The organism is Bacillus sp. AFS055030 (assembly GCF_002574545.1).
Classification (GTDB): Bacteria; Bacillota; Bacilli; order Bacillales; family Bacillaceae_G; genus Gottfriedia.
Genome location: NZ_NUGT01000032.1, coordinates 27937 through 41244 on the forward strand (window position 1 = coordinate 27937; position 13308 = coordinate 41244).

Annotated in this window: 12 protein-coding genes; all 12 read right to left on the minus strand. The window is 36.8% G+C overall.

The annotated features are described in order from the left end of the window. Positions 1 to 191: 191 nt before the first annotated feature. Entirely contained in the window at positions 192 to 830 is a 639-nt protein-coding gene (gene pyrE / locus CN925_RS13485) for an orotate phosphoribosyltransferase (protein ID WP_098846741.1), read from the minus strand. Then, a complete protein-coding gene (gene pyrF / locus CN925_RS13490) occupies positions 827 to 1540 on the minus strand; it encodes an orotidine-5'-phosphate decarboxylase (RefSeq protein ID WP_098846742.1) in 714 nt (237 codons plus the stop codon). The genes pyrE and pyrF overlap by 4 nt, the downstream gene beginning before the upstream one ends. Next, positions 1512 to 2453, minus strand: coding sequence for a dihydroorotate dehydrogenase (locus tag CN925_RS13495; RefSeq protein WP_098846743.1), 942 nt, complete (start codon positions 2451 to 2453; stop codon positions 1512 to 1514). The genes pyrF and CN925_RS13495 overlap by 29 nt, the downstream gene beginning before the upstream one ends. Next, positions 2450 to 3220: a dihydroorotate dehydrogenase electron transfer subunit gene (locus CN925_RS13500; RefSeq protein ID WP_098846744.1), complete on the minus strand. Its 771-nt coding sequence runs from the start codon at positions 3218 to 3220 to the stop codon at positions 2450 to 2452. The genes CN925_RS13495 and CN925_RS13500 overlap by 4 nt, the downstream gene beginning before the upstream one ends. Continuing rightward, positions 3217 to 6429, minus strand: a complete 3213-nt coding sequence (carB, locus tag CN925_RS13505) for a carbamoyl-phosphate synthase large subunit (protein ID WP_098846745.1) — start codon at positions 6427 to 6429, stop codon at positions 3217 to 3219. Before carB ends, CN925_RS13500 begins: the two co-directional genes overlap by 4 nt. Then, on the minus strand, positions 6414 to 7514 hold the full coding sequence (locus tag CN925_RS13510; protein WP_098846746.1) for a carbamoyl phosphate synthase small subunit: 1101 nt from the start codon (positions 7512 to 7514) through the stop codon (positions 6414 to 6416). The genes carB and CN925_RS13510 overlap by 16 nt, the downstream gene beginning before the upstream one ends. Continuing rightward, on the minus strand, positions 7511 to 8797 hold the full coding sequence (locus CN925_RS13515; protein WP_098846747.1) for a dihydroorotase: 1287 nt from the start codon (positions 8795 to 8797) through the stop codon (positions 7511 to 7513). Before CN925_RS13515 ends, CN925_RS13510 begins: the two co-directional genes overlap by 4 nt. Next, a complete protein-coding gene (locus CN925_RS13520) occupies positions 8781 to 9692 on the minus strand; it encodes an aspartate carbamoyltransferase catalytic subunit (protein ID WP_098846748.1) in 912 nt (303 codons plus the stop codon). The genes CN925_RS13515 and CN925_RS13520 overlap by 17 nt, the downstream gene beginning before the upstream one ends. Positions 9693 to 9773: 81 nt before the next feature. Further along, entirely contained in the window at positions 9774 to 11072 is a 1299-nt protein-coding gene (locus CN925_RS13525) for a solute carrier family 23 protein (protein WP_098846749.1), read from the minus strand. A 136-nt stretch (positions 11073 to 11208) separates the two neighbouring features. Then, a complete protein-coding gene (pyrR, locus tag CN925_RS13530; protein WP_098846750.1) occupies positions 11209 to 11751 on the minus strand; it encodes a bifunctional pyr operon transcriptional regulator/uracil phosphoribosyltransferase PyrR in 543 nt (180 codons plus the stop codon). A gap of 187 nt (positions 11752 to 11938) precedes the next feature. Then, a complete protein-coding gene (locus tag CN925_RS13535; RefSeq protein ID WP_098846751.1) occupies positions 11939 to 12847 on the minus strand; it encodes an RluA family pseudouridine synthase in 909 nt (302 codons plus the stop codon). Further along, positions 12844 to 13302 carry a signal peptidase II gene (lspA, locus tag CN925_RS13540; protein ID WP_098846752.1) on the minus strand — a complete coding sequence of 153 codons (459 nt, stop codon included), beginning with the start codon at positions 13300 to 13302 and terminating at the stop codon, positions 12844 to 12846. Before lspA ends, CN925_RS13535 begins: the two co-directional genes overlap by 4 nt. Positions 13303 to 13308 lie beyond the last annotated feature (6 nt).

Sequence of the window (13308 nt, forward strand, 5' to 3'; positions counted from 1 at the left end):
TAAGGTGAAGGGGCTATTCATTTCTTATGCTTCCTAAAATCTTTTTAGATGATATATATTTTCGATTTTACTGTGTTTAATTGTGATTCTCCTTATATTTAATTGCCATTTTTCGTATTTTTATTGCGTCAATCATTTTTTTCTCCACAAAAAAAGATGACTCAAAAAAGTCATCTTTCCTACTCTAAGTATTAAACTTCAACAGTCATCCAACTAGCATCTTGTGGATTTTTTCTCCATGCAGTTAGTTTTGCTACGTGTTCTGCTTCGATTGAACCTTGTTCTTTTGCTACTTCAACTAGTGTGTCATAGTCTGTTAGAGAATAGTATGTTACGTCATTTGCACTAAACTTCTCTACTGCTGCTGGTAGATTGTATGTGAAGATTGAGACTACTCCTAGTACTTCGCAGCCTGCTTCGCGTAATGCTTCAACACATGTGATTACGCTGCCGCCAGTAGAGATTAAATCTTCTACTACAACTACTTTTTGTCCGGTTTTAATTGGTCCTTCGATTTGGTTTCCTTTGCCGTGGCCTTTTGCAGAGCTACGTACATAAACCATTGGTAATTCCATTAAATCACTCGTCCAAGCTGCGTGTGGAATTCCAGCAGTTGCAGTTCCTGCGATTACATCTACATTACCAAATTTAGTTTGAATTAATTCCACTAAGCCTTTAGCAATATTTTTACGAATTTCTGGATAGCCAAGAGTTAGGCGATTATCACAATAAATTGGAGATTTGATTCCTGATGCCCAAGTAAATGGAGTTTCAGGTTGAAGGCTTACTGCCCCAATGCTTAATAAATTTGCTGCGATATTTTTTTTCATATTGTTACGCCCTCCCATTGTGCTATTACTTCTTCATATGCTTCTACTGGATTTTCGCTTTTTGTAATACTGCGCCCTACTACAATATAGCTACTTCCTAATTGTCTAGCTTTCGCTGGAGTTGTTACTCGTACTTGATCATCAACACTATTGTCTGCTAAGCGAATTCCTGGGGTTACTGTAAGGAAGTTCTCACCTTCAACAGCTGCTTGAACTAACTCTACATCAAGTGGAGAGCAAACTACACCGTCAAGTCCGCTTTCTTCTGTTATCGCAGCATATAGTTTAATCGAATCTTGTAAAGAAGAAATTCCTTGTTCATGAATTACTTGTTCTTCTGATGTGCTAGTCAGTTGTGTTACAGCTATAAGTAATGGTCTTTTTTTACCAGCTGGAGTGCCTTCTTCTAGCCCTTCTAATGCTGCCTTCATCATTTTCGTACCACCAGCTGCATGTACATTAACCATGTCTACTTCTAGAGATGCGATATTTTTCATTGCATGTTTTACTGTATTTGGAATATCATGAAGTTTCAAGTCTAAGAAGATTTGATGTCCTAATTCTTTTAATTCCTTTATAATCGCTGGACCCTCTTTGTAAAATAGCTCCATCCCTACCTTTACATATAGAGACTTCTGAAATTTTTTTACAAAATTCATTACTTCATCTTTTGATGAAAAATCAAGCGCGATGACCACTTGTGATGACATGTTGTTTCCAGCTCCTTCCGATACATTCTTCAATTGATTGATATCCATACTTGTGTAGCACTTCTGGTAGTTCATTTATGATTGTTGGACAAACAAATGGATCAACGAAGTTTGCCGTACCTACACCGATTGCACTTGCTCCTGCTAGGAAAAATTCTAGTGCATCTTCAGCATTCATAACCCCACCCATTCCGATAATTGGGATGTTTACTACTTGGCTTACATCATGGATCATTCGAATCGCGACTGGTTTAATAGCAGGACCTGATAACCCACCAGTTTTATTAGCTAAAATTGGTTTACCTGTTCTTAAATCTAGTCTCATCCCTAGTAATGTATTGATCATTGTTAAACCATCTGCTCCAGCATTTTCAATTGCTTTTGCGATTTCAACAATATTCGTTACATTCGGTGATAATTTTACGTATAGCGGAACTTCGCTTACTTCTTTAACTTTCTTCGTTACTTCCGCTGCTGTTGCAGCATCCGTTCCAAATGCAATCCCACCACATTTTACATTTGGACAAGAAATGTTTAATTCTAATGCTTTTACATTACTTACTTTTGAAATTTCTTTTGCGACTGTTACATAGTCTTCAATAGTTGAACCAGCAATATTTGCAACGATTGGTACATCATAATTTGATAACCATTTTAATTCACCATCAATTACTTTTTCTAAACCAGGATTTTGTAGTCCAATCGCATTTAACATGCCCGCCTGAGTTTCAGCAACGCGAGGTGTTTCATTTCCGTACCTCGTTTCAACTGTTGTTGCTTTTATCATAATCGCTCCAAGAATACTTAGATCGTAAAGATTTGCAAACTCTCTACCAAATCCAAAGCAACCAGAAGCTGGCATAATAGGATTTTTTAAATCTAAGCCAGGGAGTTTTGTTTGTAATGAAATCATAGTACTACCTCCTCAGCTTGGAATACTGGTCCATCGCTACAAATTTTTCGATATGACCCGTCTTCAGTATGGCATACACATGCAAAACACGCTCCGATTCCACAGCCCATTCGTTCTTCAAGTGATATATAGCCATCCTTCATCCCTTTATATTGCTGTTGTAAAGCCTTTAACATCACAGTTGGACCACATGCAAAGTATTGATCAAATTGAAGTTCTTTTTCACGAATTACATCTGTTACGAAACCTTTCGTGCCTAGCGTTCCATCTACTGTTGCCATAAAAGTTGGTCCTAATTCTGAAAATTCTTTTTCATAAAAAGCTACGTTACTTGATGCAAATCCTAACACATGGATGACATTTACACCACGAGCTTTAAATTGCTTCGAAAGTTCATACATTGGAGGTACTCCTATTCCACCACCAACTAGTAGTGCTGTATTACCTTCTGAAAGAGTTTCAATATCATAACCTTGACCTAGAGGACCTAATACATCAACTTGTTGTCCAACGCTTGCTTCTTTTAAAAGCTTAGTTCCTTCACCCTCTGCACGGAATATCATCGTGAACTCACTTTTCTCTTTGTCGATCGAACATATACTGATTGGTCTTCTTAATAGTGGTGTTAGTCCACCAGTCACTTTTATATGGACAAACTGCCCAGGAGAGTGCATCTCCTGAACTAGTTCACCTTTTAATGTCATTTCGACAATTTGATGGGCAATTTCTCTGTTTGAGACAATTGTCATGAGTTCTTTTTTTATCATACTAATACGCCAGCCTTCATTTCTTTGTTTGGTAGTGCAGTAGTTGAGAATGTTAAACTTTCAATTACTGATAAGATTGCAGTTGCTGTATCTAGTGAAGTTAAGCAAACTACTCCGTTTTCAACTGATTCACGACGAATTCTGAATCCATCACGAGCTGGTTTTTTACCTTTTGTTAACGTATTGATAACAAACTGTGCATCTCCACGCTTGATCATATCTAGCATATTGTTTTCATGCTCGTTAATTTTGTTTACCCCTTTTACAGGTACGCCGTGGTTTTCTAAATGATTTTTAGTTCCTTCTGTACCAAATACAGTAAATCCGATTTCATGGAAGCGTTTTGCGATATCTACTACTTCTTCTTTATCTTTATCAGCTACTGTAATGATTACTGAACCGTGTGTTGGGATTTGCATTCCAGCAGCGATTAGTGCTTTGTATAATGCTTTTTGAAGACTTACATCTTTACCCATTACTTCTCCAGTTGATTTCATTTCAGGGCCTAATGTTATATCCACTGAGCGTAGTTTAGCAAATGAGAACACTGGTGCTTTTACATATACTTCATTACCTTCTGGATGGTAGCCAGTTGCATATCCGAATGAAGCTAATGTTTGACCAAGAATCACTTTTGTTGCGATATTCGCCATTGGTACATTCGTAATTTTACTTAAGAATGGTACTGTACGGCTTGATCTTGGGTTTACTTCAAGCACGAAGACTTCATCTTTATCTGTTACAACAAACTGGATGTTCAGTAATCCTTTGATATTTAAGCCTTTTGCTAATTTGATTGTATAGTCGATTAATTTTTGCTTCGCAGCTTCTGATACATTTTGTGTAGGATATACTGCGATTGAATCTCCTGAGTGAACTCCAGCTCGTTCGATATGCTCCATAATACCTGGGATGTACACATCGATTCCATCAGAGATTGCATCAACCTCAATTTCTTTACCAGTTAAGTAACGGTCGACTAATACTGGGTGTTCTGGATTGATTTTCACTGCATTTTCCATGTAGTGAAGAATTTCTTCACGACGGTAGACAATCTCCATCGCACGTCCACCTAGTACATATGATGGTCTTACTAATACTGGATAACCAATTTCATCAGCAATATTAGCTGCTTCTTCCGGTGTCATTGCTGTTTTACCTAGAGGTTGTGGTACTCCTAATTGTTGAAGTGCTTCTTCAAACTTGTCGCGGTCTTCAGCACGATCTAAATCCTCAAGTGATGTTCCAAGAATTTTCACACCACGTTCTACTAATTTGCTTGCAAGGTTAATGGCTGTTTGACCACCGAATTGAACAACTACTCCCATCGGTTTTTCTAAATCGATGATGTGCATTACGTCTTCTATTGTTAATGGTTCAAAGTACAGTTTGTCTGAGATACTGAAATCAGTTGAAACTGTTTCTGGGTTGTTGTTTATAATGATTGCTTCGTATCCAGCTTCTTTAATAGCTCTTACACAGTGTACTGTTGCGTAATCAAACTCGATCCCTTGACCGATTCGAATTGGACCAGAGCCAAGAACTATTACGCTCTTCTTATCTGTTACAATTGATTCATTTTCGATTTCGTATGTTCCGTAGAAGTATGGTGTTGTTGATTCAAACTCTGCTGAACATGTATCAACCATTTTATATACTGGAATGATTTGATTTTGTTTTCTAAATTCGTATATTTCTTTATTTGTAGCATTCCATTGTGATGCGATGTAATCATCACTGAAGCCCATCTTCTTAGCTTTTAAAAGTACATCTAGTTCAAAATGGTTATCTTTAATTTGTTTTTCCATTTTTATGATGTTTTCAATTTTGTGTAGGAAGAAAAAGTCAATTTTTGTAATGTCATGAATTTCTTCTAACGTCATACCTGTTCTCATTGCTTCAGCAACGATGTAAAGTCTTTCATCGTCAGCTTTTGCCATGCGAGTAATCATTTCGTCTTTCGTTAGTTCTTTTACTGCATTAAGCTCGATGTGACTGATACCTAATTCTAGAGAGCGAACTGCTTTTAATAATGACTCTTCAAGTGTTCTACCGATTGCCATTACTTCTCCAGTTGCTTTCATTTGAGTTCCTAACTGACGGTTTGCCGTTTCAAACTTATCAAATGGCCAGCGAGGAATTTTTGATACGATATAGTCTAATGCTGGCTCGAAGCAAGCATAAGTTTTCTTTGTAACTGGGTTAATCATTTCATCTAATGTTAAGCCTACTGCGATTTTTGCTGCTAGTTTTGCAATTGGATAGCCTGTAGCTTTTGAAGCAAGGGCACTTGAACGTGATACACGTGGATTAACTTCGATTACATAGTATTGGAAGCTATCTGGATCTAGAGCAAGCTGTACGTTACATCCACCTTCAATTCCTAGAGCACGAATGATTTTTAATGATACATTTCGTAGCATTTGATATTCACGGTCACTTAGCGTTTGTGAAGGAGCGATTACAATTGAATCTCCTGTGTGAACCCCAACTGGATCGATGTTTTCCATGTTACATACTACAATCGCATGGTCATTTGCATCACGCATTACTTCATATTCGATTTCTTTAAATCCAGCAATACTTTTCTCTAATAAACATTGTGTTACTGGACTATTTTTTAAACCGCTTGCTACGATTTCATTTAAATCTTCTTCATTGTAGCAAATTCCTCCACCAGTACCGCCTAGTGTAAAGGCTGGTCTTACGATGATTGGATAACCGATTTTTTCTACAAAGTCGTACGCTTCTTCTAAAGTATGGATGATTTCACTTTCTGGTACTGGCTCGTTTAAATCGTTCATTAATGTTCTGAATAAGTCGCGGTCTTCTGCACGATTAATTGCTTCTAGTGTCGTACCTAAAATTTTTACTCCGCACTCTTTTAACACACCAGATTCATCTAGTGCTACCGCTAAGTTAAGTCCTGTTTGACCACCTAATGTTGGTAAAAGTGCATCTGGGCGTTCTTTACGAATGATTCGGCTAACGAAGTCTACTGTAAGTGGTTCGATGTATACTTTATCAGCTGTTTGTACATCTGTCATAATTGTTGCAGGGTTTGAGTTTACAAGAATTACTTTGTATCCTTCTTCTTTCAATGCCTGACAAGCCTGTGTTCCAGCATAGTCAAATTCTGCTGCTTGACCGATTACGATTGGTCCTGATCCGATTACTAAGATTGTTTCAATGTCTACGCGTTTTGGCATTGTAAGTTCCCCTCTCTTTTCTGTGCTTCCATCATGCTAATAAAATCATCAAATAAATAGTTTGCATCTTCTGGTCCAGGTGATGCTTCTGGGTGGTATTGTACTGTGAATGCTGGGTAAATCTTATGTTTAAGACCTTCTACTGTTCCATCATTTAGTGCAACATGTGTTACTTCTAAATCAGTTCCTTCAATTGATTCCATTTCTACAGCATAACCATGGTTTTGTGAAGTGATTGCTACTTTTCCTGTTTCTAAATGTTTAACTGGATGGTTTGCACCACGGTGACCGAATTTAAGCTTTGAAGTATTCCCGCCATTTGCTAGAGCAAATAATTGGTGGCCTAAACAAATTCCGAATAATGGTACTTTGCCTACTACTTCTTTAATCATTTCGATTGCTACTTGGACATCTTTTGGATCTCCAGGTCCGTTACTTAACATAATTCCATCTGGAGCAAGTAAGAAAATTTCTTTTGCTGAAATATTATATGGAACGACTGTAACGTCACATTTACGGTTTGTTAATTCTCTTAAAATACCGTGCTTCATACCAAAATCTACTAACACTACTCGGTGTCCTCTACCTGGACTTCTATAAGGTTTTTTTGTTGAAACTCGTTCAACATGGTTTGTAAATAGTGGTGTATTTGTTAATTCTGCAACTACTTCATCTACATTTGCTTCCATGCTGCAGAATTTACCTTTCATTGTTCCAACTTCACGAAGCTTTTTCGTTAACATACGTGTATCAATTCCTGCTAAACCTGGAATGCCTTTATCTTTGCAATATTGATCTAAGCTCATTTTGTTTCGGAAATTTGATGGATGCTCAGCATATTCTTTTACAATTAAGCCATGTACTGCTGGCACGATGCTTTCGAAATCCTCTAAGTTGATACCATAGTTCCCTACTAAAGGGAAAGTGAATGTTACGATTTGTCCACAGTATGATGGGTCAGTTAATACCTCTTGATATCCTGTCATACCTGTTGTAAATACGATTTCTCCTGTTGTTTCAACTTCGCTACCAAATCCTTCTCCTACAAAAACTGTTCCGTCTTCTAATATTAATTGACGCATCATACTGTTAGTTCCTCTCTTTCATATACTAATTCGCCATTTACCATTGTCATTACTGGCCAACCTTTACAGTTCCAACCATTAAATGGTGTGTTTCTACCTTTTGAAAGGAATGTATTTGAATCGATTGCTTCTTCTAAATCTAAGTCGATTACAGTTAGGTCTGCTACCGCTCCAACTTCAATTTTCCCTCTGTTTAAGTTAAAAACTTCAGCAGGTTTAGTTGTTAAAAAGTTTATTACTTGTTGTAAAGTCATTTTACCTGTTTCGACAAAATGAGTGTTTAATAATGGAAATGCTGTTTCTAGCCCTACAATTCCAAATGGTGCTAATTGCATTCCTTGAGACTTTTCCTCTTCTGTATGAGGTGCATGATCTGTTGCAATCATGTCGATTGTTCCATCAAGTAATCCTTCAATTAATGCTTCTCGATCGACTGCACTTCTTAATGGAGGATTCATCTTAAAGTTTGTGTCTAAGCCTGGGATATCATCTTCACAAAGAATTAAATGGTGTGGAGAAACCTCTGCTGTTACATTAATTCCAGCACGTTTAGCATCGCGTACCACTCTTACTGATTCTTTCGTACTGATATGGCAAACATGATAGTGACAACCTGTAGCTTCAGCTAAAAGCACATCTCGAGCTATTTGAACACTCTCACAAATTGAAGGAATTCCATTTAAACCATTTTCTTTTGAAAACTTACCTTCGTGGACACAACCTTTTTGAATCAGTGTGTTTTCTTCACAGTGTGCAACGATTGATACATTTAGTTCAGCTGCTTTTTGCATTGCTTTATACATCATTTCAGCTGATTGAACTCCTACACCATCATCTGTGAATGCAAAAGCTCCATTTTCTTTTAAGCCTTCAAAGTCTGTTTGCTCTTCTCCAGCTTGTCGTATTGTTATTGATGCATATGGTAATACGTTTACGACTGCTGTTTCTTCTATTTTTTTATTCAATGCGCTTAAGTGCTCGATTGTATCTGGTACCGGTCGAGTGTTTGGCATTGCAGCAATTGTAGTAAATCCTCCTCTTGCTGCTGCCTTTGTACCTGTTTCGATTGTCTCTTTATGTTCACCGCCTGGCTCACGAAGATGCACATGAACATCTATTAACCCTGGTGATAGCAATTTGCCGTCTAATTCAATTTGTTTTGCATCTTCATCAACGATCGTTTCAGCAATTACTGAGATTTTTCCATTAACTACTAATACGTCTCGACTTAGAAGTTCACCATTTTCTTGTAAGATGACACCGTTTTTAAACAAGTACTTCATTTTTCATCTCTCCCCATACTGTTGGTAAGGCTCTTTTTAATACAGCCATTCTTACAAATACTCCGTTTTCCATTTGCTTGAAGATTCTTGATTGCTTGCATTCAACTAATTCACTTGCAATTTCAACATCTCGATTAAATGGAGCTGGATGCATGATAATGCTTGTAGATTTCATTTTTTTTGCCCTTTCAACTGTTAGGCCATGCTTTTGTAAATAATTTTCCATTATATGATTTGTCTCTTCGTCGTGTCGTTCATGCTGTACTCTCAATAGCATCATGACATCAACTTCTTCGACTAATTCATCTAAATTTTTATATGTTCCATAAGTATTTTTATCGTCTTTCCATTCATTAGGACTTGCGAAGAATACTTCTGCGCCTAATCTAGTTAGTGCTTCAGCATTAGAGCGTGCAACTCTTGAGTGTCTTAAATCTCCAACAATTGCTACTTTTAACCCTTCGAAGCTTCCAAATTCTTGCCTGATCGTAAGTAAGTCAAGTAAGCATTGTGTTGGGTGATTTCCACATCCATCGCCGGCATTCAGGATTGGCATTCCTGCATCTTTTATTTCTTGAAAATATTCGTCTTGTGTATGACGGATTACGACTGCTTCAACTCCAATTGCTTGAAGGGTTTTAACTGTATCATATAAAGTTTCACCTTTTTGAATACTTGAGCTTTCAACTGCTAAATTTATTACGTCAAGTCCAAGTTTCTTTTGAGCTACTTCAAAGCTAAAGCGAGTTCTCGTACTATTTTCAAAAAATAAATTTGCAACAAATGTCTGACGTTTCGGGCTACTTTTTTCTCCATTTGCAAAGTTTTGTGCTTCGTTAAGCAAATCTTGAATTTCTTCAATTGTTAATTCAGACATGGTTAATAAATGATTCATCCGTCATCCCCCTAAATGAATTTCATCTGTTTTATTTCTGGACATTCTTATCAATGTAAGAATGCCCCATTTATATGTCAATTATGAAGCTGAGCTTTCGTCCTTATTTTCAGTCGTACGATCGCCACCAATGTTTTCTGGAAGGACTAAATTTAGTACAACTCCGATTAAAGCCGATAAAGCCATTCCTTCTAATGCAAATTGTTTACCTATGTGTATTGCTGCTCCACCAATTCCTAGGACTAGAATGACTGAAGCGATAACTAAGTTTCGTTGTTTAGCAAAATCAATCTTGTTTTCTACTAGTACTCGTAATCCGCTTGAAGCGATGATTCCGAATAGTAAGATTGAGATACCACCCATTACAGGTGTCGGGATTGAGCTAATCACCGCTGAGATTTTTCCGATGAATCCAAATGACATGGCTAAGATTGCAGCACCTATGAATACGTACACGCTATATGCTCTTGTGATTGCTAGTACTCCGATGTTTTCTCCGTATGTTGTAGTAGTAGGTCCACCGATTAAACCTGCTATCATTGTTGAAACTGCATCACCGAATAATGACTTATCTAACCCAGGATCTTTAATTAAATCCTTTTCTACGACATTTCCTAGTACAACTTGGTGTCCAATATGTTCTGAAATTGTCACGATTGCTACAGGTACAAATATAAGCAGCAACTGGAAAGTGACATGTGGTGTGTAGTCAACAAATGGTACTGAGAAATCAGGAACAGCGATCCAATCTGCTTTTTTAATTTCGGTAAAATTTACTACTCCAAAGAAGATTGATGTAATATATCCACCGATAATTCCTACTAAGATTGGTATGACTGATAAGAAACCTCTTGTAAATAATGCTGTGATGATTGTGATTGCTAGTGTTATTAATGCGATTGCGATTGATGTAGAACTGTATTTACCGTCTGCTCCATTCATTGCCATTCCAACCGCTACTGTTGATAAGCTCAAACCGATTACGATAATTACCGGTCCAACTACGATTGGTGGTAATACTTTGAATAACCATTTCACGCCTACTTTGTTAATGATTAGTGCGATTACTGCATAAATAATACCTGTGATGAAAACTCCTACGAACGCTGCACCAGGTTCTAAATTTGTTTTCGCATAGATCATCGGAGCGATAAAGGCGAATGATGATCCAAGATAAGATGGTACTTTACCTCTTGTAATTAGTATGAACACGATCGTTCCAATTCCACTTGAAATTAGTGCGATTGAAGGATTTATTCCGATTAAGATTGGAGCCAATACTGTCGCGCCAAACATTGCGAATAAGTGTTGTAAACTTAGGAAAATCCATTGACTTATATTCGGTTTTTCATTTATCTCTAAAACAGGTTTTTGTCTCATGCTGTTGCTCCCTCCAATTTCCCCAATAAAAAAACTCTTTGTGAATATACACAAAGAGTCCAAGTGCGTCGCTTAATAAGGCAGCAACTAACTAGACCCTTTGTTAGCCTCTCTGGACCAAATTTAAAAGGGACTTCTATTTTTCAAATATACTTACTTTATCGTGGTCATCTGTTTCCTTTAATGCAACGACTACTCTTTCATTACTCGAAGTTGGAATATTTTTTCCAACGTAGTCTGCTCTAACTGGAAGTTCACGATGTCCTCGATCTACTAAAACCGCTAATTGTATTTGTGACGGTCTACCTAGGTCCATAACAGCGTCCATTGCGGCACGAACTGTTCTACCTGTATATAGCACATCATCTACTAAAATTACTTTTTTGTTTGTTAGGTCAACAGGAACATTTGAACCTTTCACTAATGGTTCTTTGTTTTCTGTCTTTGTCGATAAATCATCTCGATAAAGTGTAATATCTAAATCACCCATGATTACATCTTTACCTTCAATCTGTTTAATTCTTTCTGCAATACGTTTTGCTAGATAAACACCTCTTGTTTTGATCCCAACCAAAACTACATTTTCAATACCTTTGTTATTTTCTAGCATTTCATGAGCAATCCTTGTTAACCCACGTCTAATTGCTAGTTCGTCTAAGATGATTGCTTTTTCAGTCATTTACCTTTACCTCCTACTTTTATAATGTAGAAGCAAAAAACCCTCTTGCCCGATAGACAAGAGGGTAGCGTAAAAGGATACAATTATCCCTTTTCATGTTTCCGCTTCCTTCTCAACCTCACGGGGTTGTGTTAAAGGTTCATTTAACTGTCCTCATTATGACCTATATTTCAAGCATTGTCAACAGTTATCTTTGTAATTGTTCAAGAATATTTTCTAGGACTTTTGGTATAGGTGCTGAAAACTCTAAATACTCATTTGTTCTTGGATGATTAAATCCTAAAACAGCTGCATGTAGTGCTTGACCATCAATATCTAATGTTTTTCGTGGTCCATATTTAGGATCACCAGCTAATGGGAATCCTATGTATTTCATATGAACACGAATTTGGTGTGTACGACCTGTTTCAAGCTGACATTCAACTAATGTAAACTCATCAAATCGCTCTAATACTCTAAAATGTGTCACTGCTTCTTTACTATTCTCTTCCGTAACCGTCATGCTTTGGCGATCACTTTTATCTCGCCCAATCGGAGCATCGATTGTACCTTCTTCATGCGGAATAACTCCGTGTACAATAGCAATATACTTACGTACTGTAGTTTTTAAACGTAATTGCTCTGCAAGTTTCTCGTGTGCTACATCATTTTTTGCAACCATTAATAAACCTGAAGTATCCTTATCAATTCGATGGACAATACCTGGTCTTAATACACCATTTATGCCAGATAAATCTTTACAATGATACATTAGAGCGTTTACTAAAGTACCCGTTTCATGACCTAATGCAGGATGAACTACCATTCCACGAGGTTTATTTACAACAACTACATCAGCATCCTCATAGTAAATATCGAGTGGAATATTCTCAGCAATTACTTCTAATGGCTTTGGATCAGGTACTGAAACTGATATTTCATCTCCTTGTTTAACTTTATAATTACGTTTAATTTTTTCACCGTTCACTAATACAAAATCTTCTTTTAACCATGTTTGTACTTGAGACCTTGACCACTCATCATTTTGAGTTGCAATAAACGTATCGATTCTTTCTAAATGTTGATCCTCTTGAACTGTAAAAGCAAAAACTGTCATTTCTTAACTCCTCTTTTATCTTCCAATAAAGTAATAATAAATAATAAAATAACACCCACACAAAGTGCTGAATCTGCGATATTAAACACAGGAAAATCATAATTAAAGATATAAACATGAATAAAATCAACTACTTCTTTACGGAAGAATCGATCAATGAAATTACCTATCGCACCACCTAAAACTAATCCTAAAGATAAACCAAGGAGGCGATCTCCTTTTGCGTGTTTTTGAATAAAGTAAACTACTGCTGCCACAAAGACAAATGTAATTAAATAAAAGAAGCCCATTTTTCCTTGGAGCATTCCCCAAGCAGCTCCTCTATTGCGATGTGATGTTATGTAAAAAATATTTTTAATAATTTCAATATTTTCTCCTAAATACATCTTTTTTAATACTGCAAGTTTTGTCAGCTGATCAATTAAAATGACAATTAACGCAATAATATATGCCACATTTAT

Coding starts and splice junctions, on each gene's coding strand:
- pyrE (WP_098846741.1), bottom strand. CDS start 830: ATGAAAAAAAATATCGCAGCAAATTTATTAAGCATTGGGGCAGTAAGC.
- pyrF (WP_098846742.1), bottom strand. CDS start 1,540: ATGTCATCACAAGTGGTCATCGCGCTTGATTTTTCATCAAAAGATGAA.
- CN925_RS13495 (WP_098846743.1), bottom strand. CDS start 2,453: ATGATTTCATTACAAACAAAACTCCCTGGCTTAGATTTAAAAAATCCT.
- CN925_RS13500 (WP_098846744.1), bottom strand. CDS start 3,220: ATGATAAAAAAAGAACTCATGACAATTGTCTCAAACAGAGAAATTGCC.
- carB (WP_098846745.1), bottom strand. CDS start 6,429: ATGCCAAAACGCGTAGACATTGAAACAATCTTAGTAATCGGATCAGGA.
- CN925_RS13510 (WP_098846746.1), bottom strand. CDS start 7,514: ATGATGCGTCAATTAATATTAGAAGACGGAACAGTTTTTGTAGGAGAA.
- CN925_RS13515 (WP_098846747.1), bottom strand. CDS start 8,797: ATGAAGTACTTGTTTAAAAACGGTGTCATCTTACAAGAAAATGGTGAA.
- CN925_RS13520 (WP_098846748.1), bottom strand. CDS start 9,692: ATGAATCATTTATTAACCATGTCTGAATTAACAATTGAAGAAATTCAA.
- CN925_RS13525 (WP_098846749.1), bottom strand. CDS start 11,072: ATGAGACAAAAACCTGTTTTAGAGATAAATGAAAAACCGAATATAAGT.
- pyrR (WP_098846750.1), bottom strand. CDS start 11,751: ATGACTGAAAAAGCAATCATCTTAGACGAACTAGCAATTAGACGTGGG.
- CN925_RS13535 (WP_098846751.1), bottom strand. CDS start 12,847: ATGACAGTTTTTGCTTTTACAGTTCAAGAGGATCAACATTTAGAAAGA.